This is a genomic window from uncultured Roseivirga sp., from assembly GCF_963973945.1.
In the GTDB taxonomy this organism is placed as follows: domain Bacteria; phylum Bacteroidota; class Bacteroidia; order Cytophagales; family Cyclobacteriaceae; genus Roseivirga.
In genome coordinates this window covers 223,408-246,588 of record NZ_CAXBBV010000002.1, presented here as the reverse complement: position 1 = coordinate 246,588, position 23,181 = coordinate 223,408, and the positions used below count along the sequence as shown (strand labels likewise).

The 23,181-nt window shown below is 39.1% G+C and carries 22 protein-coding genes; 11 read left to right on the top strand and 11 right to left on the bottom strand.

The window, feature by feature from the left end; all coding sequences use genetic code 11:
* Positions 1-7: 7 nt before the first annotated feature.
* The 7 genes from AAC026_RS05400 to AAC026_RS05370 all read left to right on the top strand — a co-directional run bounded on the left by AAC026_RS05400 (position 8) and on the right by AAC026_RS05370 (position 5,916).
* Positions 8-1,879 (top strand): ABC-F family ATP-binding cassette domain-containing protein, encoded by a 1,872-nt coding sequence (locus AAC026_RS05400; protein ID WP_339605735.1) that lies wholly within the window; start codon positions 8-10, stop codon positions 1,877-1,879.
* Between the two features lie 8 nt (positions 1,880-1,887).
* A complete protein-coding gene (locus AAC026_RS05395; RefSeq protein WP_339605736.1) occupies positions 1,888-2,814 on the top strand; it encodes an adenylate/guanylate cyclase domain-containing protein in 927 nt (308 codons plus the stop codon).
* A gap of 31 nt (positions 2,815-2,845) precedes the next feature.
* Positions 2,846-3,076 carry a hypothetical protein gene (locus AAC026_RS05390; RefSeq protein ID WP_339605737.1) on the top strand — a complete coding sequence of 77 codons (231 nt, stop codon included), beginning with the start codon at positions 2,846-2,848 and terminating at the stop codon, positions 3,074-3,076.
* 193 nt (positions 3,077-3,269) lie between these two features.
* Positions 3,270-4,103 (top strand): serine O-acetyltransferase EpsC, encoded by an 834-nt coding sequence (gene epsC / locus AAC026_RS05385; protein WP_339605738.1) that lies wholly within the window; start codon positions 3,270-3,272, stop codon positions 4,101-4,103.
* The gene (gene cysM, locus AAC026_RS05380; protein ID WP_339605739.1) at positions 4,100-4,978 is read left to right on the top strand and encodes a cysteine synthase CysM; all 879 of its coding nucleotides are present in this window, start codon (positions 4,100-4,102) and stop codon (positions 4,976-4,978) included. The genes epsC and cysM overlap by 4 nt, the downstream gene beginning before the upstream one ends.
* Before the next feature lie 4 nt (positions 4,979-4,982).
* Positions 4,983-5,450 (top strand): GNAT family N-acetyltransferase, encoded by a 468-nt coding sequence (locus tag AAC026_RS05375; protein ID WP_339605740.1) that lies wholly within the window; start codon positions 4,983-4,985, stop codon positions 5,448-5,450.
* Between the two features lie 4 nt (positions 5,451-5,454).
* On the top strand, positions 5,455-5,916 hold the full coding sequence (locus AAC026_RS05370; RefSeq protein WP_339605741.1) for a RidA family protein: 462 nt from the start codon (positions 5,455-5,457) through the stop codon (positions 5,914-5,916).
* 46 nt (positions 5,917-5,962) lie between these two features.
* Here the strand turns inward: AAC026_RS05370 and AAC026_RS05365 are convergent, their stop codons facing one another.
* The gene (locus AAC026_RS05365; protein ID WP_339605742.1) at positions 5,963-7,336 is read right to left on the bottom strand and encodes a M28 family peptidase; all 1,374 of its coding nucleotides are present in this window, start codon (positions 7,334-7,336) and stop codon (positions 5,963-5,965) included.
* Between the two features lie 500 nt (positions 7,337-7,836).
* On the opposite strand from AAC026_RS05365, the gene AAC026_RS05360 reads away from it, so the two are divergent.
* Complete coding sequence (locus AAC026_RS05360; protein ID WP_339605743.1) at positions 7,837-8,430, top strand: hypothetical protein; 594 nt, start codon at positions 7,837-7,839, stop codon at positions 8,428-8,430.
* 8 nt (positions 8,431-8,438) lie between these two features.
* On the opposite strand, the gene AAC026_RS05355 is transcribed toward AAC026_RS05360, so the two are convergent.
* The 8 genes from AAC026_RS05355 to AAC026_RS05320 form a co-directional block, all read right to left on the bottom strand.
* Complete coding sequence (locus tag AAC026_RS05355; RefSeq protein ID WP_339605744.1) at positions 8,439-9,305, bottom strand: nucleoside phosphorylase; 867 nt, start codon at positions 9,303-9,305, stop codon at positions 8,439-8,441.
* Between the two features lies 1 nt (position 9,306).
* Positions 9,307-10,272, bottom strand: coding sequence for a rhodanese-related sulfurtransferase (locus AAC026_RS05350; RefSeq protein WP_339695667.1), 966 nt, complete (start codon positions 10,270-10,272; stop codon positions 9,307-9,309).
* A 116-nt stretch (positions 10,273-10,388) separates the two neighbouring features.
* Positions 10,389-11,021: an acetyltransferase gene (locus AAC026_RS05345; protein ID WP_339695664.1), complete on the bottom strand. Its 633-nt coding sequence runs from the start codon at positions 11,019-11,021 to the stop codon at positions 10,389-10,391.
* A 57-nt stretch (positions 11,022-11,078) separates the two neighbouring features.
* A complete protein-coding gene (locus AAC026_RS05340; RefSeq protein WP_339695661.1) occupies positions 11,079-12,365 on the bottom strand; it encodes a DUF2851 family protein in 1,287 nt (428 codons plus the stop codon).
* Between the two features lie 24 nt (positions 12,366-12,389).
* On the bottom strand, positions 12,390-13,205 hold the full coding sequence (gene pyrF / locus AAC026_RS05335; protein ID WP_339695659.1) for an orotidine-5'-phosphate decarboxylase: 816 nt from the start codon (positions 13,203-13,205) through the stop codon (positions 12,390-12,392).
* Positions 13,206-13,847 carry an outer membrane lipoprotein carrier protein LolA gene (locus AAC026_RS05330; RefSeq protein WP_339605749.1) on the bottom strand — a complete coding sequence of 214 codons (642 nt, stop codon included), beginning with the start codon at positions 13,845-13,847 and terminating at the stop codon, positions 13,206-13,208. It lies immediately after the preceding gene.
* Positions 13,848-13,866: 19 nt separating this feature from the next.
* Positions 13,867-16,377 (bottom strand): DNA translocase FtsK 4TM domain-containing protein, encoded by a 2,511-nt coding sequence (locus tag AAC026_RS05325; RefSeq protein ID WP_339695657.1) that lies wholly within the window; start codon positions 16,375-16,377, stop codon positions 13,867-13,869.
* 79 nt (positions 16,378-16,456) lie between these two features.
* Positions 16,457-17,500: a quinone-dependent dihydroorotate dehydrogenase gene (locus tag AAC026_RS05320; protein WP_339695654.1), complete on the bottom strand. Its 1,044-nt coding sequence runs from the start codon at positions 17,498-17,500 to the stop codon at positions 16,457-16,459.
* A 164-nt stretch (positions 17,501-17,664) separates the two neighbouring features.
* Between AAC026_RS05320 and AAC026_RS05315 the strand changes: the two genes are divergently transcribed.
* Together AAC026_RS05315 and corA are read left to right on the top strand one after the other, a co-directional pair.
* On the top strand, positions 17,665-18,522 hold the full coding sequence (locus tag AAC026_RS05315; RefSeq protein WP_339695651.1) for a universal stress protein: 858 nt from the start codon (positions 17,665-17,667) through the stop codon (positions 18,520-18,522).
* A 37-nt stretch (positions 18,523-18,559) separates the two neighbouring features.
* Positions 18,560-19,675, top strand: a complete 1,116-nt coding sequence (gene corA, locus AAC026_RS05310) for a magnesium/cobalt transporter CorA (RefSeq protein ID WP_339695648.1) — start codon at positions 18,560-18,562, stop codon at positions 19,673-19,675.
* Between the two features lie 2 nt (positions 19,676-19,677).
* Here corA and xerD read toward each other — a convergent pair whose 3' ends face one another.
* Entirely contained in the window at positions 19,678-20,577 is a 900-nt protein-coding gene (xerD, locus tag AAC026_RS05305) for a site-specific tyrosine recombinase XerD (protein ID WP_339695645.1), read from the bottom strand.
* Positions 20,578-20,605: 28 nt separating this feature from the next.
* Here xerD and aroQ point away from each other — a divergent pair, with 28 nt between their 5' ends.
* Positions 20,606-21,025 carry a type II 3-dehydroquinate dehydratase gene (gene aroQ / locus AAC026_RS05300; RefSeq protein ID WP_339605755.1) on the top strand — a complete coding sequence of 140 codons (420 nt, stop codon included), beginning with the start codon at positions 20,606-20,608 and terminating at the stop codon, positions 21,023-21,025.
* On the opposite strand, the gene AAC026_RS05295 is transcribed toward aroQ, so the two are convergent.
* Positions 21,011-23,026, bottom strand: a complete 2,016-nt coding sequence (locus tag AAC026_RS05295) for a tetratricopeptide repeat-containing sensor histidine kinase (protein ID WP_339695642.1) — start codon at positions 23,024-23,026, stop codon at positions 21,011-21,013. The two genes, aroQ and AAC026_RS05295, sit on opposite strands and share 15 nt — an antisense overlap.
* Positions 23,027-23,181 lie beyond the last annotated feature (155 nt).

Here is a 23,181-nt window from a genome sequence, read left to right as displayed (position 1 = left end):
TTCAAGAATGAACTACCTTTCGTTAGAAAATATTACCAAGACATTTGGTGACAGAAAAATTCTCGATGCCATTTCAATTGGTGTCGACCAAGGCCAAAAAATTGCCCTCGTAGGCGTTAACGGCTCAGGGAAATCTACCCTGCTTAAAATCATCACTGGGGTTGAAAAACAAGATGCCGGAGATGTGGTATTCCGAAACGACATTGTGGTGCGCTCATTGGTACAAAACCCAAAGTTCGAAACCAACCAAACCGTATTGGATGCGGTATTTGATAGCGATGACGAAGCACTTAGGCTTTTAAGTCGTTACCAGAAAGTGATGCTGCAAGCCGAGCGTGGCGATTACGATGACAACGAAATGCAAACCGTGATCGAACGCATTGATGCCTTAAACGCTTGGGATCAAGAAAGTCAGGTAAAGCAGATTTTAGGAAAACTTGGCTTGAAAGACTTAGAGGCCGATGTAAGCAAACTTTCGGGTGGCCAGCAAAAAAGGGTAGCCATGGCCCAAGTACTTATTCAAAAACCAGATTTATTAATTCTGGATGAACCTACCAACCACTTAGACATTGACAGTATTGAATGGCTAGAAGGCTATTTGAGTCAAGCCAATATGGCTTTAATTCTTGTAACTCACGATAGGTATTTCTTAGAAAAAGTAACCAACGAAATTGTAGAATTAGACCACGGAAAGTTATACAGGTATAAAGGTGATTATGGCCATTTCTTAGAAAAGAAAGCCGAACGTCATGAATCTGAAGCCTCCTCAATAGAAAAAGCGCAGAATCTTTACAGAAAAGAACTGGACTGGATTAGAAGGCAACCAAAGGCCCGAGGCACAAAAGCCAAATACAGGGTAGATGCCTTTGAAGAAACCAAGTCAAAAGCATTCTCAGGAGCCAAAACTAGCGGAATGGAGCTGGGAGCCACAGCTTCTCGTCAGGGTAAAAAAGTATTAGAAATTGAAAAAATAAGTCATGGTTTTGGTGACAAGGAATTGATCAAGAATTTCTCTTACGTTTTTCCAAGAAAAGATCGTGTCGGAATTGTTGGAGCAAACGGAAGTGGCAAAACAACTTTCCTTCGTTTACTTGTAGGCGATTTAGAAGCCAACCAAGGCGCTATCGATTTAGGCCAAACCACTAAAATTGGGTATTACCGTCAGCAAGAATTAAGATTTAACGATGCTCAAACAGTAATTGAGTTCGCAAAAGAAATTGCCGAATTTGTAGAATACGGAAAAGGACAAAGCATTCCTGTTTCCCAATTCTTAACCCGATTCTTATTCCCACCAGAAGTACAATACAAACCCATTGGTAAATTAAGTGGTGGTGAAAAACGTAGGCTTCAATTACTCAAAATCTTGATCAAGAGCCCTAATTTCTTGATTCTAGATGAGCCTACCAACGACCTTGATTTGATCACATTAAATACCTTGGAAAATTTTCTTGAAAATTTCGAAGGCTGCTTAGTGCTCGTATCTCACGATAGGTATTTTGTTGACAAGTTGGTAGATCACCTTTTTGTTTTTGATGGCAAAGGCGATATCCGAGATTACAACGGAAACTATACCGATTGGCGCTTAGAAGAGGTAGCGGCTATAAAAGAAGCCCCTAAACATAAACCAACAGAGAAGCCTGTTACTCCACCCCCAATAAAAGAGCAACGCAAAATGTCGTATAAAGAAAAACTTGAGTTTGATACGATAGAGAAAGACATGGCCAAGTTGGAAGCACAAAAAACTGCTCTAAACGACAAAATAACTGGCGGCTCTACTAATCATGAAGAATTAACTGAATGGGCAACGGAACTAGAAAGGATAAATAACGATTTAGAGGAAAAGGAAATGCGCTGGCTTGAGCTTTCCGAACTTATGTAACCTAATTTATGGCTGAACTAATCCTCAATTCAGATAAACTAACAGTAGACTGCGAGCATGGCGAAACAATTTTGGATGCCTCACTCAAAAAAGGCATCAACCATGTACATGCCTGTGGCGGACAAGCCAAATGCTCTACCTGCAGAGTTTATATTGACGAAGGAATAGAAAACGTAAGCCCTAGAAACAAAAAAGAGCAAGAGTTAGCAGACGCACTCCAACTCGGCTCAAAAATAAGGTTGGCATGTCAAACTACAGTATGTGGGCCTGTAAAAGCACGTAGATTAGTGCTCGATGAGATAGACAAAAACATCATTCTAAGCTCAGGCCAATCGAGCACTCCTCGAAGCTTGGGAGAAGTAGTTGATGCCTCAGTACTATTTGTAGACATAGCCGATTATACGGCCTTTAGTGAACGTACTCCCGCTTATGATGTAGTGCATGTACTAAACCGCTACTTCTACATTGCAGGCAATATTATTAAAAAGCATAATGGCCGAATTGTTGACTACTATGGTGACGGTTTCTTGGCCATTTTTGGCCTAGATCACCAGCCTAACCATACTAAAAATGTAATCAGCGCTGGCTTCGAGCTTCAAAAGGCCATAAGTAAATTCGATGAAGAGGTACACGATTTAGTTAACTCCTCATTTAAAATCCGTTTAGGAGCCCACACTGGTAAAGTCATTTGGGGTACAATCGGAATAGAAGGTATGCAAAAAGAAGCTGCCATAGGCGACACCGTAAATTTTGCTTCGCGTATTGAACAAGCCAACAAAACCCTAAACACTGACTTTCTAATTTCAGAGGCACTTTTTAAGAAATTTGAGTCCTGTTGTATAGTAAATGGCGAGTATGAAATCGAAGTAAAAGGCAAGAAAGGAAACCACAAAGTTTACTCGTTAGAGTATGTAAGCCCAGCTATACTGGCATAACTACAATTACCAATAGTTCGTATTTTTGAGTATGAGTACAACTACATGGATTATCGTTTGCACTTTAATATTGGCGGTTTACACCATCAGCTTTCTTCAATTCTTAAAACAGCGATCGGCACGTAAAAGCAACCAATCAAGAGTATTTCAATTGCCCTTGTTTACGGCATTTTTGATTGGCCCACTCCTATTCTTTCTTGTAAACATGAACCAACGCAGAGATAGAAGACGCTTTATGAAGGATATGGATCGATATTCTTAAGACTTTGATTACGCTATACCGCTCCCTTTATTTCTAAGAGCAAAAACTTAGTATCTGGTGTATTATCATTTGTTGATTCTTGAACTAAATTGCACTCCTTTTAACTCTTTTCTTATAAATACGTGAGAAGAAATAGGTTTAATAACATCTCAATTAGCATGAACTCTTTCTAACAGAAATCCATTATTCCATCATGAATCGAGAATTTATCAATAAGCTATATGTTCGCCAACAAGCCTGCCTTAGCTGCCCTTCTCCTGAAACTGTAGCTCATTGGTTCAGCGATCTATTGGCCGTACTATTTCCTGATTTTTCGAAACAAAACTTTAGCTCTCATAGAGAGTTTGAGCTGCACATAGAAAAACTCAAACTTCAATTAGACCAAATACTCTCTAAGAACCCGATAAAATCTGAGGATGATCCAAGTGAACTAACACAATTGATTTTTGATAGTTTACCAGAGGTGCATAATCGATTGGAAGAAGATGTTACCGCCTTGTATGAAGGTGACCCTGCAGCGAAAAGTAGAACTGAAGTAGTAAGAACCTATCCAGGTTTTTTTGCCATTGCGGCACATCGTGTAGCTAACCTACTTTACGAACACAAAGTTAGTTTGATCCCCAGAATCATTTCTGAATATGCCCATAGCAAAACAGGAATTGACATTCATCCTGGTGCCACCATCGGTCATTCATTCTGTATAGATCATGGAACCGGAGTAGTAATTGGTGAGACCACAATCATTGGTGATCGTGTCAAAATCTATCAAGGAGTAACGCTTGGTGCACTTAGTGTAGAAAAGAGAGATGCCAAAACAAAGCGGCATCCTACCATCGGTGATCAAGTAGTGATATATGCTGGAGCTACAATATTAGGAGGAAACACCGAAATAGGGCATAATTCAGTTATAGGAGGCAATGTTTGGTTAACTAGAAGTGTACCAGCATTTTCCAAGATTTACTACAAGGCTCAAATGAGCAATAATGAAGAAAAAGAAACCATTGTTTTCAAAGGTCAAAGCGCATGAAAATTGAAGAACTAATTGGCAATACTCCCCTAGTTGAGTACCAGCATATTCACAATAACCCAAAGGTGAAAATCTATGGAAAACTAGAAGGCAACAACCCTGGAGGAAGTGTGAAAGACAGGGCAGCCTATGGTATGATCAAAGGCGCAATGGACCGTGGAGAGATAAAAACAGGAGATAAACTAATAGAAGCAACTAGCGGAAATACAGGCATAGCCTTGGCCATGATTGCAAGTATTATGGGGGTTGAAATGACACTCATTATGCCCGACAATTCTACTAGGGAACGTGTATTGAGCATGGAAGCCTATGGGGCCAAAGTTATTCTCACTCCTGCTAAAAAAACCATAGAGCACTCTCGTACTTTGGCTGAGGAAATGGCTAAAAATGAAGACTATTTTATGTTGAACCAGTTTGCCAATAGTGACAATTATGGTCAACACTATAAAACCACTGGCCCTGAAATCTGGAGTGATACCGCAGGTCAAATCACACATTTCGTTTCAGCCATGGGCACAACTGGCACAATAATGGGGGTTTCTCGCTATTTAAAAGAGCAAAACCCTAATGTTCAAATTGTAGGCACACAACCTACAGATGGATCAAGTATTCCGGGAATTCGTAGATGGTCTCCAGAATTTCTCCCTAAAATTTTCGAGCCGCATAGAGTAGACCGAGTAATTGATGTAAGTGAAGAAGAGGCGACTATTATGACCCGAAGACTGGCCAAAGAAGAAGGCGTTTTAGCTGGCATGAGCAGTGGTGGCGCTTTACATGCTTCGCTCAAAATTGCTTCAGAGATAGAAGAAGGTATCATTGTTCATATTGTTTGCGATCGCGGTGACAGGTATTTAAGCAGTGATTTGTTTGGGTAAAAACATGACGAGCCTAAGACGAGCCCGACTTACTGACATTCCTGAACTCCAAGCGCTCTATAAAAGCACTATTGAGCACAGTTGTATCAATGATTATTCTCCAGAACAAATCAAAGTTTGGGCAGCTGCTGCTCAAAATAATGAGCGTTGGGAAAAGCGAATTGCTTCGCAGTTTTTTATTGTTGCTGAAAGTAATGGTGTAATTGTAGGCTTTTCTTCTCTAGAAAATGGCAGTTACATCGACATGATGTATGTCCATTTTAAGCACCTTAGGAAAGGTATTGCCAACCAACTTTATAAATGCTTAAACGAAGAAGCCATTCGACTTGGCACCAAAGAGCTTTATTCCAATGTAAGCAAAACCGCTAGACCCTTTTTTGAATTAAATGGCTTTAGTGTAGTTCAAGAAAATTGGATAGAAATTGATGGTGTCCGCATCAATAATTATAAAATGATTAAACAAAGTTTTTAGCAATATGAATCCGCTAGAAAATCTCAGAAACCTTAAGCTTGCACTTCCTGAAGTTTCTACTCCTGGAGGTAATTACACATCAGTAAATATTAGGGCAAATATTGCTTATGTAGCCATTCAGTTTCCTATAGTAGGGAATGAATACCTATATCAAGGAAGGCTAGGAGACAATATGAGCACAGAAGAAGGTTATCGCGCTATGGAACTATGTGCTTTGAATGTGCTGGCTCAAATCAACAGCAAAGTGGGTTTCGATAGGCTAGTAGGCTTAAACCATATAGACATCTACTTTCAGGCTGGTGAAAATTGGGATGAATCGCCTAAAGTTGCCAATGGAGCATCTGATTTATTTGTGAATGTTTTGGAAGAGAAAGGCTTACACAGCAGAGCTATTTTTGGAGTTCAGTCTCTTCCAAGAAACTTTAGTGTAGGCTTAACCGCTAGCTTTACCCTTGCTGGGGCATAAAAAAAGCGGCCATAAGCCGCTTTCACTTCAATATTATCTTCTCATCCTATCTTCTTCTCATCTGCTGATAAGGGAATACCACAGGTGATTCGCTTCCGTTTTTAGCAACAGCCGCTACTCCAAAATAGTAGTTATCAATTACGATTCCCTCAAGGGTAAATTCATTTACCCCAGAAACAAATCTAGAGTTGTCCCAAGTAGGTGAAGTGGTCAATCGCCAATATAGTTTGTAACCAATTACATTAGGGTCATTAGACTCTTTCCACTGCAATGTTGTTGAAGGCTGAACAGCACCACCAATGCGTACATCTTCAGGTGTTTTTGGGCCCCAAGCCAAACCTGCTAAAGAAATAGCGTTTACCGCGGTAAGCTTTGCAGCATACTCAAAATTCACTCCTTCAATCACATCTCCATATTCAATTCCATTTTCGGTTCTTAGATCTTGGTGCTGGCGCACATAGTTTTCGTGTGCTTCCATAATTCGCACTCCTGCAAAACCCAAATCGTTAAAAGGGCGGTGGTGGCCTCCACGACCAAATCTATCCAAACGATAAATCATCATTGGATTCATTTCTGGCATGTAGGTTTGTACTTGTTTATGAATAAAACGAGCCAACTGTCGGGAGTTACCATCTACTTCTCCCCCAACGGTTCTGCGAGCCCGTCTTAGTCCTTCACTTTCATTGGCTGGAGTTGGCTCAGAAAAAATCCTGAAATCGCGATTGCTAATTACGCCATCAACTCCTTCAATATTACCAATCATGTCGTTGTTCAGTATCCCAACAATCTCCCAATTGTTTTCTTGCGCATACTTAGCCAAGCCAGCACCGCCAAATAAACCTTGCTCTTCGCCTGATAGCCCAACAAAAGCAATACTGTGTTTGAATTTATACTTAGAAAGAATACGAGCAGCCTCTATTGTACCCGCCATTCCTGAAGCGTTATCATTTGCACCAGGGGCATCAATCTCAAAATTCATAGTATTAGACGAACGAGAGTCGATATCGCCAGACATCATTGCATAACTATTTGGGTACTCAGTTCCTCTTAAAACCGCAACTACGTTAACAATCCAAGCAGAATGTGGCACACGACTTCCTTCGGTTTTCTCTACAAAATCTTTCTGATAAAAAACTTCTAGGCAACCTCCACATTCTTTTGATATTTTTTCGAACTCTGATTTAATCCATCTTCTAGCAGCTCCAATTCCTCTAGTTTGAGAAACCGTGTCAGAGAAAGTATTTCGTGTACCAAAACTGACGAGCTTTCGAATATCTGCTTCAATTCTTTCAGGAGAAGCCGACTGAACAATATCATAAAATCTAGCATCGGTTTGGGGAGGAGCGGTTTGTTGAGCGGAAAGAGGATTGCAAAAGAAACCAAAACTCAGGAGTGCAAATAAGTAATTTCTAATCTTCATAAGATAACAGGTTGATTATTGAAATATAAAGATCATTTAGCAGGGATAAAAAGCAATACTTGATCAATGGAAAACTAATTTTTAGAGTGTCTCGCGTTAGTCTTAAAAATCTTCGATTAAATTAAAATTTAAATGAATTTGAGGTAAGGGAGAAGACCTTTTTGGGTTGTTAGTAGGTTGTAAACCAAAGGCGATAAAATAATATTCTCCGGGCAGGAACATTATTGGCATAAAGGTTGTCTAAGGATTACAAGTACCCCAAATAAAAGGAAAATGAGAGCTAAAACATTATTATTCACAGCCGCAATTGTTGCCACGGGAATTGGCATCGCGACATTGGCCAGCAAAAAATTTGCTCTGCCAAAGTTGAAGAAAAGCACGAAGTAGAATTCTAAAATGAATTCTAACAGTTCACAAAAACTGTTAAAAGGTATGGCCTCGGTAATTCCGAGGCTTTTTAATGTCTAAACTTTCTTAATTTAGGCGTTTAAATATTCGCTATGAGGCAACTCTTCATTTCTACTATATTTCTTTTCATTGTGGCTCAAAATCTATTTGGGCAAGAAAAAGAAAGCCATCTATTTCAAGATCCAAGAAGGTATATAGATACTGCGGTTACTTATATGAATCAAGAGAAGTATCTGGAAGCCGATAAATACTTTATGGTGGCACTAGATCAAATCAGTGTGCTTTCGGCTGACTTTTGTTACTACTTTGGAAAAAACTCTTTCTACCTCAAATATTATAGTCAAAGTATTGATTGGCTCAGTAAGTACTTAGAACTAAAAGGATCTACTGGTCAATATTCAGATGAAGTAATTGCATTACTGGATAAATCAGAAAATGAGTTTAGGGCAAATAGAAGCACTGGAGAAAATATAGAAACCAACACCAAGTTTTTTTACTTAAACACAATCAGTTGTTCGGAGCATGAAAGTATAGTCTGCCCCGTTTGTAAAGGCGATGACATTATTACTACAAAGGATCGGCTAGGTGAAAACATTTACAGAACTTGCCCCTATTCTACCAATGGAGTATTGTCGTGTGAGCAATTTAACTTGCTACTTCAGGGGAAATTAAAGCCGAAAAAATAACAGAACTGTCAAAGTCTCTCAACCACCCACTGAATTAAGTCGTTAACCGTTTTTTCAGCATTAGGAGAAAATTGTTCGTTTGGTCTATTGGCTATCAGGGCATTAAAGCTGATCATATTATGACCTAACATTTTAGCCATGGCATAATAGCCCGCAGTTTCCATTTCAAAATTGGTAATTCTACCCATTGAAGTGCTCACCTTTGAAAGCCTATCAAGGTAATCAGGGAGAAACGGTTTCAGTCTAATCTCTCTGCCTTGCGGTGCATAAAAACCAGGAGAGGTTACTGTTACTCCACTGTGCATGTTAGGCCCTTGAAACTGGTTCAAAAGCAAATGCGAAGCTTCGGCCAAATAGGGTTTGCTAGGCAGTCCTAATGTTCTTTGTACTTTATTACTTATGACTTGTCCCTCTTCAGATTCTACCCAAGGATAAAACGACATCAGAGAATCCATTCCTAAAGCTGCTTTTGATACCAGAAAAGAGTCTAACGGAATATCTGGCTGCATACAGCCAGATGTGCCTATCCTAATAATACGAAGGGTTTTGAGTTTACTCTTAATCTCACGTTTAGTCAAATCAACATTAACTAGAGCGTCAAGCTCGGTCATGAGAATTTCAACGTTGTCGGTTCCCATTCCAGAACTAATGACTGAAATTCTCTTACCGTTTAACTCTCCTGTATGGGTAACCAATTCTCGGTTACTGACTTGGAAGTCAATTTTATCAAAATGCTTGCTAACCTTAGCAACTCTTGAAGGATCTCCTACAACAATTACCGTATCCGCAACCATTTCAGGGTGAAGCCCTAAATGATAAATTGCACCTTTATCGGTTAGAATCAATTCTGATTCCGGAATTCTCCTTTGCTTCACATTAATTGATTTTGGCTGGCTCTCTTTTTACCCCTTTTAATGGGTTGTAATGGTTGGTATTCTTCTGGTAGTAGCCTGTTCCATCGTAAGGTCTTCTTTCAGGGCTTTGGCGGCACTCATCTGAGCAACATCCATCCATTAGCCAACCAGCTTCTTCCGACATCGGAATGTGCGCATTACAAGTTGGGTTGGCACAATTCACCATTCTATCTGTAAGCGCACCAGTAACATGACATTTTGAAATTATCGAAGGGTTTACGGAGTTAACATCTGCTGTAATTCGATTGTCGAATACGTAGCATTTCCCTTCAAAGTCTTCGCCCCCAGCTTCAATACCATATTTGATAATTCCACCATGAAGTTGATAAACGTTCTCAAAACCCTGTTCTAAAAGATAAGCGCTAGCTTTTTCGCATTTGATTCCTCCTGTGCAATAGGTAATTACTTTCTTGTTTCTCAGCCCTTCTATTTCCTTTACCTTTTCAGGGAAATCTCTAAAGTTTTCAATATCTAAAGTAAGTGCATTTTTGAATCTACCAACGCTATGCTCATAGTCGCTACGAACGTCTAATATCACGGTGTCTTCTGGCTGATTCTTAAGAATTTCTTTGAATTCATTTGGTTCTACATAAGTACCAGTCTTCTGTCGAGGATTAATGTGCCTTAGGCTAGAGTGTACAATTTCAGGCTTAACTCTAACATGTAGTTTGGCAAAGGCCATTTTATCGTGGGCTTCTACCTTAAATTCTGTATCTGCAAAACGGGCGTCTGACTGTACATAGTCCATATACTTTTCGCAGTCTTCTTTCAGTCCAGAAACCGTTCCGTTTAGGCCTTCTGGCGAAATGATAATTCTACCACGTAAGTTATTTTCAACACAAAAGAGGTGGTGTTCTTCTCTGTATGCCTCATAATCTTGGATGTCGGCATAGCAGTAATACAGTAAAATTGAATATTGTTTTTCCATAGCTCGTGCCCTATTTCAAGTAGGGTGAATTATTGTTCTATTGTAGATGTTTGATTTTAGAATTAAGAATCTTACTCAGCTAATTTCGTACATCAAAAATTTAAAAAACTAACTCGTTACACTTCTTTGGCTGGGTTGCCGAATACGGTAGCATTGGCTTTTACTTCTGCTATTACCACAGAGCCTGCTCCAATTCTAGCTCCCTTACCTATTTTAATACCTGAGACAATTGTAACACCTGAACCAATGAATACATTGTCTCCAATTTCAGCCTCGTTTCCAATTACACTTCCTGCTCCTACTTGAACAAGGTCTCCCAAGGTAGCACTGAAGTCAACAGTTGAATTGGTATTGAGTAAGCAGTGATTTCCAATTTTAGCATTAGAGCCTACCACCACTCCATTATTTATAAAGTTGCCATGCCCAATGTGAGCTGAAGTAGCAATTTCAGCATTTCTATGAATTGCGTTTACAGGCATTTTCTTTCTTCGCTCGACCATCAGTTTCACCAAGCCTTTTCTAAGGTCACGGTCGTCTACTGCAATAAAACCTTCGCACTTTTTGCCAATCAACTTCAAAAAGCCATCGTCATCGGTTTTCCCTAAAACAGAAACTCCGCTTAATTCTTGCCCATGCTTCGACTCATCGTCATCCAGAAAGCCGTATACCACAACGCTGTTACTCTCAAATATTTCGAGAGCAGCTTTGCCCATTTCATTCGCACCAAATATGATTACTGGATTTTCCATAGTTTCTCCTTTTTCGGGCGGCAAAGTTAGCTTTTTTTGAGTGAAATTCTAAGCAAGCTAAGCTATAGGGTTACGCACCAGTGATATCCCAATATTGCATTCTATACATTTCTTTGGCATGCAATAGGCATTATGGAGCTGGATCAACCCTTGACTATCGAAGGCAGAAGATACGTTCCAGCCCAAGGTTTTCCATAACTCTGTAATGTGGTTACTTTCCGCTTTCATTGATGAAAGTAAGTTCAACGCTTTATCTAAATAAGCATTGTCGTCTTTGTATTTGGCCAATGCAGCCAAAAAAGGAATAGCGGTATTTACTATAATATTTTCCTTTGATTTCTTTGACAGACCTCCCAAGCGCTTACCCAATTTCTTGTCTATGGCGTAATGCGTACACCAATAATCCGATTGTAGAACGTCCAATTTATCAATCGCCTCCTTTCGGTTTTCGATTCCAGAAAAGAACGCAAAAATGTGTGGGTAGGTAATTACCAGCGCTGCCAATTGAGCAATTCTTATGGTTGGATAGTTGGCTGGCCTTACTTTAGAAAAATGCCATTCGTTATAACCAACTTTTTGTTTTAACTGATATTTCGTTTTCAGAAACCTATATTCCTTTTGAAGCTGGTAGGCGTACTCGTCAGCTACATCAACATCCAAAAAACCAGCCTGGCCAAAAAGCAGTGCTTCAATCTGAAATAGCTGATTTGAATGTTTAGTAAGTACTTTTAAAGGAATACTCTGCGCTAAGCGCAGCATGTTATCAGCATTGGTTTTGAATCCAAAACCTTTGGACAACCAGTGGTAAGCAGATTCTTCCCAGTCTTGCGAATTCTCTTCAAGAATAGTATTAAAGCTTTTTGCTTTCTCTTCTACTCTTTCCACCAAAGCCTTTTCTAACATAGAAAGTCTGGTAATGGATTTAGTGTTATTCAGGTGTCGAGCACAGGGAACAGAATCTCCATTATTGAGTAAAGCTTGATAACGTTCTAAAACCATTGGCTTTACCAAGCCTTTTAGCTCTAGTGTAGGAATAAGGTTACCTTCTCCATTGAGTGTCTGCTTGTCGTTTTCCCAAACTACATGAAGAATCACATTATCATAGTTGAGATCATCTTGATGTTTATGTGCGTACCAATCGGATGACTTGACATGGATTTCGATGGAGCCATGCCATTGAATGCCTTGAATATTTATTTGTGCTTCCTTAAAATCTGGGCCTGCCAAATGATTGAGGTGACCAGTTTTTATTATGTCTAATTGGTCACCAGAAACCAACTTCAGCGCAGAGGTATTGAAGTATTGGAATCGCCAAACGAAATGAAGAAAGGATTCTGGTAACATTAAAAAGCCTTTTAGCTTTTTAAATTACAAAAAATCAGATAAATATTGTTGCATCTCTAACTGTAACTCATGGGCTTTCTCGCCAGCTACTTTAGCAAAATCTTGATTTTGAGAAGCGTAAATTATACCTCTACTCGAATTCACTAAAAGTCCACATTGGCTATTCATGCCATACTGAGCTACATCTTTTAAGCTTCCGCCTTGCGCGCCCACTCCTGGAACAAGAAGAAAGTGATTTGGAACAATCTTACGAATTTTTGTCAATGCTTCTGCGCGAGTTGCACCAACTACATACATAAGTTGATCTTCTGTACCCCATTCTTGACTCTTTCTTAGCACTTCTTCAAAGAGCTCGCCTCCTTGAGTAAGTTCTAAATTCTGAAAGTCTTTACCTCCTGCATTGGAGGTAAGGGCTAACAGAATCACCCATTTATTATCAAACTCTAAGAAAGGCTTTACTGAATCTTCACCCATATAAGGAGCTACAGTAATTGCATCGCAATCCATGTTTTCAAAGAAGGCCTTGGCGTACATTTTAGATGTATTGCCAATGTCTCCTCGCTTGGCATCGGCCAAAATGAAAATATCTTTAGAGATGTAAGCAATTGTCTTTTCTAAGCTTTGCCAGCCTTTAACACCGTAAGCTTCATAAAAAGCAATATTTGGTTTATAAGCCACGGCATACTGAGCCGTAGCGTCTATAATTTGCTTATTGAATTCGAAGATCGGGTCTTCGCTATCTAATAAATGCTTGGGTATTTTATTCAGGTCGGTATCTAAGCCAACACACAAAAAGGATTTCTTTTTCTGAATTTGGCCGAAAAGCTCTGCTCTGGTCATTTAGTTCCTGTAGTCTTCGGTGTGTTGTACCGGGTTTTTCTTTGGGTCGAATTCAAAAAAGCCAGCGGCATAAGTTTGATTTGGCTTAAAATTGGCCACTTCAAAAGAGGTTTTAATTCCATCATAATCAATCAAATCCCAAGCTTTAAGGTAGCTTGTATTTTTATCGATGTACATGATGATATTGGTAAAATCGCTGTCTTCGTCTGTAGAAATCAATTCAATCACATCTACCAAAGTACCTCCCATATTTTCGGAGCGCTTGTAAGTGTATGTAAAACCCTTTTTATAAATATCGTAGATATTGGTGGGGTTAATAAATGTTTCTTCAGGTTCAAAGTTTGTAATGGTCAGCTCTTGTGCTTCAACCAAATACGTCCATAGCACAGGGCCATTGCAGTAAATGTGTTGATCTCTAAACTTGATCATAAACTTCTCTTTTGAAACTGCCGCACTTCCAGAAAACCTATCTAGAACTTCTGACTCATTCATTACTTTCTGTACAAACTCTATTTCAAAGCCAGGCATGGCTTTGTAGGTTGCACTCATTTTGTCTAACACGGCTTTTGGATCTTGCGCCTGCGCCACATTCAGCATACTGCTGATCATCATCACTATCAAAAATCCTAGTATTCTTCTCATTCTATCTTATTCTAAGGAATTAGTTATCGTCCAAACTGTTCAATAACTGTTCCAAACTATATTCGTCTGAAATTAAAACTTCTCTTGCTTTACTGCCTTCAAAAGGGCCAACAATTCCAGCCGCTTCTAATTGGTCAATAATTCGTCCTGCCCTATTGTAGCCCAATTTCAACTTACGCTGAATCAAGGAAGTACTCCCCTGCTGATGCGATACAATTAGTCGAGCCGCTTCATTAAACATCGTATCTCGGTCTGATAAATCGACCGAACTTGTACTACTGTCTCCTTCATCACCAGTAAACTCTGGCAGTACATAAGCAGAAGAGTAACCTTGTTGACCTCCAATGAAGTCACAAATGTCGTCTACTTCTGGCGTATCTACAAATGCACACTGAATTCTGGTAATTTCAGAGCCCATGGAAAGCAGCATATCTCCCTGTCCTATCAACTGATCGGCTCCACCTGTATCGAGAATGGTGCGTGAATCTATTTTTGAGGTTACTCTAAATGAAAGTCGTGCTGGGAAGTTGGCTTTAATTATACCCGTAATTACGTTTACCGATGGCCGTTGTGTAGCTACTACTAAGTGAATTCCGATGGCCCTTGCCAACTGTGCTAAACGCGCAATTGGAGTTTCCACTTCTTTACCAGCCGTCATCATTAAATCGGCCAATTCATCAATAACAAGCACAATATATGGCAAGTAACGATGCCCTTTTTCCGGATTCAGTCTTCTATCTACAAATTTCTGATTGTACTCTTTTATATTTCGGCAAGCAGCATCTTTTAACAAATCATAACGCTGATCCATTTCAATACACAATGAATTCAGTGTATTGATAACCTTCTTGGTGTCGGTAATAATGGCTTCTTCGCCATCTGGCAACATGGCCAAAAAGTGTCTTTCAATTTTATTGTAAATGGTAAGCTCCACCTTCTTAGGGTCTACCAATACAAACTTTAATTGCGAAGGGTGTTTCTTATACAGTAAACTGGTAAGAATGGCATTCAAACCAACAGACTTACCTTGGCCTGTTGCTCCTGCCATAAGCAAGTGAGGCATTTTGGCCAAATCGGTTACGAACACTTCATTCGAAATGGTTTTTCCTAATACAACCGGAAGCGCCTTATCGCTATTCATGAACTTGTCTGTAGCCACTACAGAACGCATAGAAACCATTTCTTTATTCTTATTTGGTACTTCTATACCAATTGTACCCTTGCCTGGAATTGGTGCAATAATACGAATACCCAAGGCGGCCAAACTTAAAGCAATATCGTCTTCAAGGTTTTTGATTTTGGAAATCTTAACCCCTGCTTCTGGAATGATTTCATAAAGCGTAACCGTTGGGCCAATGGTAGCTTTTATACTCGAAATCCCAATTTTAAAATTGGTAAGCGTTTCAACAATCCTATCCTTATTGGCTTGTAGTTCTTCTTTTGTTACCTGAATTTTGGCGGGGCCGTATTCTTTCAATAACTCAATACTCGGGTATTGATATTTAGCCAAGTCTAGGGTTGGATCATAGTTACCTACTTTTTCTACTAAAGCTTCTGAGGACTGATTAATTTCAACTTCAAATGAAGGTTCATCTTTCTTTTCAACTGAAGGAATAGGACGGTTTTCGACAAAAGGCTTTTCAGCAATTGGTTCTTCCTCTTCTTCATCAGCAGAAAGGTCTAACTCAATAGAAGTGTCTTCTTGAGCTTTTTTGCCTTCTTCTTTCAACTCAATCACCCAACTTTCAAGTTCTTCTTCGTTCGACAATCCTGTTTCTTCTTCATCTAAGTCATCTTCCAAACCATCTGCTTTTATGGTTTCTCTGGTTTCAGTAACAGTAGTTTCTTTTTCATCATCAGCTACATTATCCAAATTAGACAAAGTGCTTTTGGTTAAGAAAATCTGTTTGATGTCGAAGAAGAAAATAACAAATACGAGAAAGGTAAACACCAATAACAAGATTGTTCCGAAGCCCATTAAATTGTCGAAAATAACAGCAAGTTCGTAACCTAAACCTCCACTATAGAAACTCCATTCCGACACTCCTGTGCCTCCTTTAATCATAGAGCCCATTAAAAGGCTAATCCATAAAAGAAAGAATACAACGAAAATGAAGGCACGCTGAATATTAACAAGGGCTTTCCCGAATACAATTTTATAACCTCCAACAAATAAGAATGGAGGAATTAAGAAGGCAGCAATACCAAACCATTTGAAAATAAGGTAATGAGAGGCATACGCTCCCCAAAGTTTCATCCAGTTGGCGGCTTCTCTACCAGAGGCAATCATTCCAGTTTCGCCAACTGACTCCACTACGCTCTGGTCGGCCTTGCCTGTAAAAAGGTAGCTTACACAAGCCACAAAAATAAAAATGGAGGTAAGCAATAAAAACAAGCCCACGGTAAGTTGAACCCTTCGGTCCTTTAGGAAGCCCAAGCGCAATTTTCCCTTAAGGCTAAATCCTTTGGATTGCTTCTTTTCTTGTTTGGTGTTTTTAAATGTATTGGACTTGTAGGTGTTTTTGGCCATGAAAAAGTGCTTCCCTTTAATTACGAAAATAAATGAATTTTATGAATCCTTTAGACTGATTGACTAAAACATCTTAAGATCACTTGCCAAACTTCCATTTGAGGATGGCTTTATTGATTTTTTTGATCATTGCAGGGCCTTCATAAATGAATCCCGTATAGACCTGAACCAAAGTTGCTCCAGCTTTTAGTTTCTCAATTGCATCTTCTCCAGTGTTAATTCCTCCAACGCCAATAATAGGAAAAGCGCCATTGGATTTTTGATGAAGGTAACGGATCACTTCAGTAGAACGGTTTCTTACGGACTTTCCGCTTAATCCGCCTGCTCCAATTTTTTCAATCTCGCTCTTTTCTGTCACTAATCCTTCTCTGGAAATGGTAGTGTTTGTAGCGATGATACCATCAATTTTCGTTTCTTCTACTATTTCAACTATATCATCAAGTTGTTCGGGAGTAAGATCTGGAGCAATTTTCAACAAAATAGGTTTTCTTATCTGCTTCAAGCGGTTGGCCGCCTCTAAAGTCATGAGCAGTAATTTGAGTGGCTCCTTTTCTTGTAAGGCTCTTAAATTGGGGGTGTTGGGCGAACTTACATTCACCACAAAATAATCTACATGCGGAAAAAGTGCTTCGAAGCTGAGTATGTAATCATTAACGGCTTCTTCATTGGGGGTTACTTTATTCTTTCCAATGTTACCTCCAATCAACACATTGGTTTTCTTTCTCTTTAAGCGCTCCACTGCCTCCTCAACACCTTGGTTGTTAAAACCCATTCTGTTGATCATACTCTGATCTTGAGGCAACCTAAACAGCCTTGGCTTTGGATTTCCTTCTTGTCCTTTAGGGGTTAATGTACCTATTTCTATAAACCCAAAACCAAAGGCCGAAAGCTCATCGAAGAGTTTGGCATCTTTATCAAAGCCTGCTGCAAGCCCCACTGGGTTTTTGAATTTCAGCCCAAAAGCCTCAACTTCTAATCGCTTGTCTTCAAAGTCGTAAATTGATTTAGCGATTGATGAGACACCAGGCACTTTAAAAAGGCGTTTGATCCAACCAAAAGTAAAATAATGTGCATTTTCTGCTGGTTTAGAAAAAAGGAGGGGACGAATAACTGATTTATACAAGACTGAAAATTTTATCAAAAGTACGGCTTCATTGGGAACGATAAAAAAGAATTAAGATTTTAGACTTATTAAGTTTTCAGAATGACAAAAGACTTGTTTTAGAATCTCCTTTTTAGGAAGATTATGCAAGGTTTAATATTTCGATATTCAAAAATTAAAAACTCATGTACAAGCGAATTCTTGTTCCAATAGATTTTACTGAAAAATCACATAGGGCTTTAGAGGTTGCCTGCCAAATAGCCAAAAAACTCGATAGCGAGGTTTATATGATGCACATTATAAAAGCTGCACTGTCTGTTTATTTAGATGAATTAGGAGAGTACAAGAGCAAAACACCAACAGGTCAGCAGTTTTTAGATGATATTCTCTCTATTAATGAAGACAAGATGAAACGGCTCATCCAAAAATATGAAGACCGCGGAATTACGATTCATTCTAAACTAAAAGTGCATAATACCCCAAATGAAATTGCAAAGCTAGTAGCTGAAGAAGCCTTTGATTTAACTGTGGTTGGTAATTACGAACACGAGCGATTTGATGAAGTGTTTAGAAGAACGCACCCTGAAAAAATTGCTGCTCTGGCCAAAAATCCAGTATTGACAATTAACAATGAGTTGGAAAGTTTCGAAATCAAGAAAATCTTGGTTCCCACCAATTTGACGGATGATTATTCACCCGCTATGCCAGACCTAATGAAGTTTGCTAAATCACTTAATGCGCAGCTCACTTTTGTTTATGTAAATACGCAAGCTCATTTTAAAACTACCCTACAAGCCAACAAACTGAAGGTTGAATTCTTGGAAAAGCATGGATTGGAGAGCCATTCCGTAGAAGTATTTAATGCAAAGTCGATAAATAGAGGTATTTTGTATGCAGCTGATTTCTTTGAATGCGATATGGTTGCCTTCTTTTCTTACCATAGAGGAAATATAAAAACCTTGTTGGTGGGCAACATTACAGAATACCTTATTACGAAATCTGAAATTCCTGTGCTTACTTTAAACCTAAGCAAAACTGAATAAAAGCACATGTGCTTTTGGCTTACTATAGTTGATAAAAATGAGAAAGATTAAATCCAGAAATCCCATAGACCTCTTTAGATTAATTCCTCTAGATATTATTAGAAGGCCGAGGGTATCTAAAGAAAAATCGAACTTAATGCCGGGGTCTTTACTGTACACTGGTAAAAAGCGGGATGAAGAAATTCTTCTTCAGGCTATGATTTACAACGGAGATAGTTTTGAAGAAAAAACAATCAAATCGGTTTCTGAGCTTGATGGGGTTGACCTCAAGGAGAAACACCTTTGGCTTAATGTTACAGGCCTGCATAATGTAGAGTTGATTCGTGAGATCGGTGAACATTTCGACATACTTAACCTAACACTCGAAGATGTTTTAAACCTTGGACAGCGCCCTAAATGGGAAGAGTATGATGGCTATTTCTTTCAGGTGTGTAAAATGGTGATGACCAACAACGACATGATTAAACATGAACAGTTTGCGTTTGTGGTTGGCAAAAACTTCATCATCACTTTCCAAGAAGACATGCAGGACATTTTTGATGGGGTTAGAGATCGGCTAAGAAATTATAAAGGCAAAATTCGGACTCGTAAGCCCGATTATTTAGCTTTTGCTTTAATGGATGTTATCGTTGATCATTACCTTCTCATCATAGAAATGTATGCTGATCGGATTGACGACCTTGAGGATGAATTAAGAAGTAACCCTGCCCCTAGCTTTATTCATAGGCTCAGCACACTGAAAAAAGAGGTAAACTGGCTCAGAAGAACGGTGCGCCCGATCAAAGAAAGTGTCATCAATTTTAGTAAGTCGCAGAGCCCTCTAATTGAAAGAAAAACATCTCCTTTTTTAAAGGATTTACTAGATCACACCACTCACCTGACTGAAAATGTTGAGGTGTATATGGATGAGCTTAAAGACTTGATGGATCATTATAACAATCAAATGAACAACAAGCTGAATGACATCTTGAAGGTGTTGACTATTTTCTCTGTGGTATTTATTCCGCTCACTTTTATGGCAGGTATTTATGGAATGAATTTCGAGTATTTTCCAGAACTATCGTACAGGTATGCTTACCCTGTTTTTTGGGGGGCACTACTGACTGTAGCTGGTGGAATGATCTATTACTTTAAAAGAAAGGGTTGGCTATAGACTTAGCTTCTTGGGTGAAAGTCTTTAATAATCTGTTTGAGGTAGTCTCTATCTAAGTGGGTATAAATTTCGGTAGTGGTAATAGATTCATGGCCAAGCATTTCTTGCACGGCTCGTAAATCAGCTCCGCCCTCAATCAAATGCGTTGCGAAAGAATGCCTAAAAGTATGAGGGCTTACCGTTTTATTTAAACCTGCCTTAGCCACCAAATCTTTAATTACGATAAACACCATTTGCCTAGTAAGTTGTTTTCCTCTTCTGTTTAAAAACAGAAAAGCTTCATGTCCTTTTTCAACCTCTAAATGAACTCTTACCTCTTCTCGATAGATGTTAATGTACTTTAATGCTTCGCGACCAATAGGCACCAAACGCTCTTTGTTTCCTTTTCCTAAAATTCTCAAAAAGCCAATCTCAAAATGAATGTTTGAAATTTTAAGACTAATGAGCTCCGACACTCGAAGCCCAGAGCTATAGAGGGTTTCTAACATCGCTCTGTTCCTCATTCCTTCTGGTTTAGAATGATCAATAGCTTCTAAAATTTTATCAATCTCATGAATCTCTAACGTATCGGGTAATTTCCTACCTAGCTTCGGAGCTTCCAATAAAGCCGTGGGATCACTGCCCATTTCACCCTCATACATCATGAATTTGTAAAAGGATTTAAGGCCTGAAATGATCCGCGCTTGTGAATGAGCGCTCATGCCCAATTCATTGAGGTACTCAATAAATTGCTGTAAGTCGACAGCAGCCACTTGTAATGCAGAAATTTCTCGATTGGATATTTCCAGAAACTGTTTTAGCTTCACCACATCATGAACGTAAGCTTCAACTGAGTTTTCTGAGAGCGATCGTTCAAGTTTTAAGTAGTTTTCGTATTCCTGAATATATATTTCCCAAGCCACCGCTAAAGATAGTTAACCGCTCGATAAAATGAAGATCATCATCATAAATGGCCCCAATTTAAATTTACTAGGCACTAGAGAAAAAACCATTTATGGTGGAGAAAGCTTTGAAACTTACTTTGAAAAGCTCAAGGAAAAATTCGCTGACATAACACTGGAATACTATCAAAGCAATGTAGAGGGTGAGCTCATCAACAAGCTACATGAGGTTGGCTTTAGCTATGATGGCATTGTTTTCAATGGCGGTGGTTATACGCATACTTCTGTGGCTATTTCAGACGCAATTGCTGCCATTAACACTCCTGTAGCCGAAGTTCATATTTCGAATATCCATGCAAGAGAAGAGTTTAGGCATTTGAGCCTAATTACTAAAGAGTGTGCAGGTATGATTACTGGTTTTGGTTTGAGAGGCTATGACATGGCACTGTATTACTTAAGCCACATATAATGGGTGTGCTACAGCCTCATTCTGAGGAAATTTAACTTCGAAAACGGTACCTTTTCCCAGTGTGCTTTTTACCTCGATTGTGCCTTTGTTAATCTCCACAAATTCTTTGCACAATTTAAGTCCAAGGCCAAAACCCTTTTCTCCCATAGTACCAAGTTCACTGCCTTTCTTAAGTTGAAAAAGGTGTTCTAGAGTTTCATTGTCTATGCCATGCCCTTGATCTTGAACCTGAATAATAGTATAGCCCATTCGGCTTTGGGTTGTAATCGCGATTTCGCTGCCTTCTTTCGTAAATTTTACTGCGTTGCTAATTAAGTTTCGTAAAACAGTTGAGGCAGTATTTAAATCGACAAAAATTGGTAAGTCTTCTAGGTCTAACTTAAAGCGTACTCCCTTTACTTCAGCCAAGCTTTGATAAAGAGCTATTGCTTCGTCTATCATTTCTTTACTGTCAATCACCTTTGGGTAATGCGGAATACCTCCCGATTGCGAAGTTGCCCAACTTAATAAGTTATTCAACAGATGGTTCAATTTGTCCATCGAGCCATCTACCTTATCGCCTATTTCCAGAAGTTTTTCTCGCTTCCCTTTTCTAACATAATAATCTAACTTCTGCCCAATTCCCTGCAAGGCTACCATAGGGCTACGCAAATCATGCGCAATAATCGAGAAAAATTTATCCTTAGTAGTATTGAGCTCTTCTAGCTTTAAGTTTTGGTTTTTAATGTGCTTGTTGTTCTTTCTAATTTGATTAAAAAGCAAAATAAACACCGCCAGAAAAGCAGCTGAAATAATTAGCCCTACTAAGTAATAGATTTTTCTTTCTCTTTCCGCAGCTTCTTTTTCTGTTAAGTTGGCAATTTGCAACTCCTTTTGCTGGGTTTGATACTGAGTTTCTAACTCCAACACCTGTCTGTTTTTTTCCACCTCAAACAGTTGTTCTCTATGGTTGATGTATTGGTTATAAAAAGAGGTGGCATTCACAAAGTCGTTCAGCTTTTGATAGCTGTCGGCTATAATTTTTGTGGCATCAACTTTATAGGTTAAGATGTTCACCTTTTCGGCCAAGGCAAGCGCCTCTTTTGCCATTTTAATTGACTCGGTATACTTTTTTAGTTCTGCATCTAGTCTGGCAATATTGTTAAGCGTATTGATTCTGGTATCTACATCAGAGTTTCTCTGTAATACAATTTCATATAGGTCAATACTCTTTTCAAATTCCTTGGTCGCAAAATAAAGCTCACCCAAATCATTCATATTCATTGACACCACATTCTCAAAACCATTACTTCGGCTTTTTTCTAATGAACCCAACAAAAGCTTTTCTGCAATTTCATGCTCACCTTTCTGATAATAGACCACCCCTAGCCTATTCATAGCGGCCGCTAGGCCAATTGAATCGCCCGCAACTTCTGCCTGAACCAAAGCCTTTTGAAGATAATTTAGAGCGGGATCTAGATTATCGGCCGCTCTATACACTTCCCCAATCAGCCGCAAAACCCTGGAATGAAAAAGGTCATTTTTCAATACTGCATCCATTTCTAAATCCAGCAATAACAACGAAATGGAATTGGTGTACTCACCTATGTAGTAATGCGCTACCGACTTGGTGTAATAAAGTTTAGCTACGGCCTCTTTACTTCTCATGTCCTCGATATCGGCTTGAGCAACCGTAAGCACTGCAATGGCCGAATCATACTTACTCTGGTTAATTAATGAATTCCCTAACCATATTAGAGACTCAGAAGCTAAGCTAGTTTGGCCGTTACTTTTAGTGTTTGAATACAAAGCCTTACTCAACTGCTCGCCCATTACTGGGTTAAATGACGACAACTCTTCTGCCTTGTTTATGAGATCAACCAAGTCAGATGCGCTTCGAGTTTTCTGCGCAGCCATTAAAAGTGAATCAGATAATTCTTGAGAACAAACAGGTATACTGCAAAGAGCAATTAAGAACAGGGTAATAATTTTCAAAGATGACCTAAATCTTTTCTTGTACATGATCATCATAATTGGGCTGAGGAGGCTAAACGTTAATCATCAATAATGCGGTTACCACCTTATTGATAAACCCAAAATAATAACTGAAGCACTCCAAGGCAACTCAATTCATACAAACTTCACTATCAGAAAAAAATCACGGGCTCTATTATCAA

What these genes read in the sequence shown, in the direction of transcription:
- AAC026_RS05360 (WP_339605743.1), top strand. Translation starts at nt 7,837, where the DNA reads ATGAGGCAACTCTTCATTTCTACTATATTTCTTTTCATTGTGGCTCAA.
- corA (WP_339695648.1), top strand. Translation starts at nt 18,560, where the DNA reads ATGAGAAAGATTAAATCCAGAAATCCCATAGACCTCTTTAGATTAATT.
- AAC026_RS05345 (WP_339695664.1), bottom strand. Translation starts at nt 11,021, where the DNA reads ATGGAAAATCCAGTAATCATATTTGGTGCGAATGAAATGGGCAAAGCT.
- AAC026_RS05340 (WP_339695661.1), bottom strand. Translation starts at nt 12,365, where the DNA reads ATGTTACCAGAATCCTTTCTTCATTTCGTTTGGCGATTCCAATACTTC.
- AAC026_RS05350 (WP_339695667.1), bottom strand. Translation starts at nt 10,272, where the DNA reads ATGGAAAAACAATATTCAATTTTACTGTATTACTGCTATGCCGACATC.
- pyrF (WP_339695659.1), bottom strand. Translation starts at nt 13,205, where the DNA reads ATGACCAGAGCAGAGCTTTTCGGCCAAATTCAGAAAAAGAAATCCTTT.
- AAC026_RS05390 (WP_339605737.1), top strand. Translation starts at nt 2,846, where the DNA reads ATGAGTACAACTACATGGATTATCGTTTGCACTTTAATATTGGCGGTT.
- AAC026_RS05375 (WP_339605740.1), top strand. Translation starts at nt 4,983, where the DNA reads ATGACGAGCCTAAGACGAGCCCGACTTACTGACATTCCTGAACTCCAA.
- AAC026_RS05370 (WP_339605741.1), top strand. Translation starts at nt 5,455, where the DNA reads ATGAATCCGCTAGAAAATCTCAGAAACCTTAAGCTTGCACTTCCTGAA.
- AAC026_RS05400 (WP_339605735.1), top strand. Translation starts at nt 8, where the DNA reads ATGAACTACCTTTCGTTAGAAAATATTACCAAGACATTTGGTGACAGA.
- AAC026_RS05315 (WP_339695651.1), top strand. Translation starts at nt 17,665, where the DNA reads ATGTACAAGCGAATTCTTGTTCCAATAGATTTTACTGAAAAATCACAT.
- AAC026_RS05395 (WP_339605736.1), top strand. Translation starts at nt 1,888, where the DNA reads ATGGCTGAACTAATCCTCAATTCAGATAAACTAACAGTAGACTGCGAG.
- AAC026_RS05330 (WP_339605749.1), bottom strand. Translation starts at nt 13,847, where the DNA reads ATGAGAAGAATACTAGGATTTTTGATAGTGATGATGATCAGCAGTATG.
- epsC (WP_339605738.1), top strand. Translation starts at nt 3,270, where the DNA reads ATGAATCGAGAATTTATCAATAAGCTATATGTTCGCCAACAAGCCTGC.
- AAC026_RS05365 (WP_339605742.1), bottom strand. Translation starts at nt 7,336, where the DNA reads ATGAAGATTAGAAATTACTTATTTGCACTCCTGAGTTTTGGTTTCTTT.
- aroQ (WP_339605755.1), top strand. Translation starts at nt 20,606, where the DNA reads ATGAAGATCATCATCATAAATGGCCCCAATTTAAATTTACTAGGCACT.
- cysM (WP_339605739.1), top strand. Translation starts at nt 4,100, where the DNA reads ATGAAAATTGAAGAACTAATTGGCAATACTCCCCTAGTTGAGTACCAG.
- AAC026_RS05325 (WP_339695657.1), bottom strand. Translation starts at nt 16,377, where the DNA reads ATGGCCAAAAACACCTACAAGTCCAATACATTTAAAAACACCAAACAA.
- AAC026_RS05295 (WP_339695642.1), bottom strand. Translation starts at nt 23,026, where the DNA reads ATGTACAAGAAAAGATTTAGGTCATCTTTGAAAATTATTACCCTGTTC.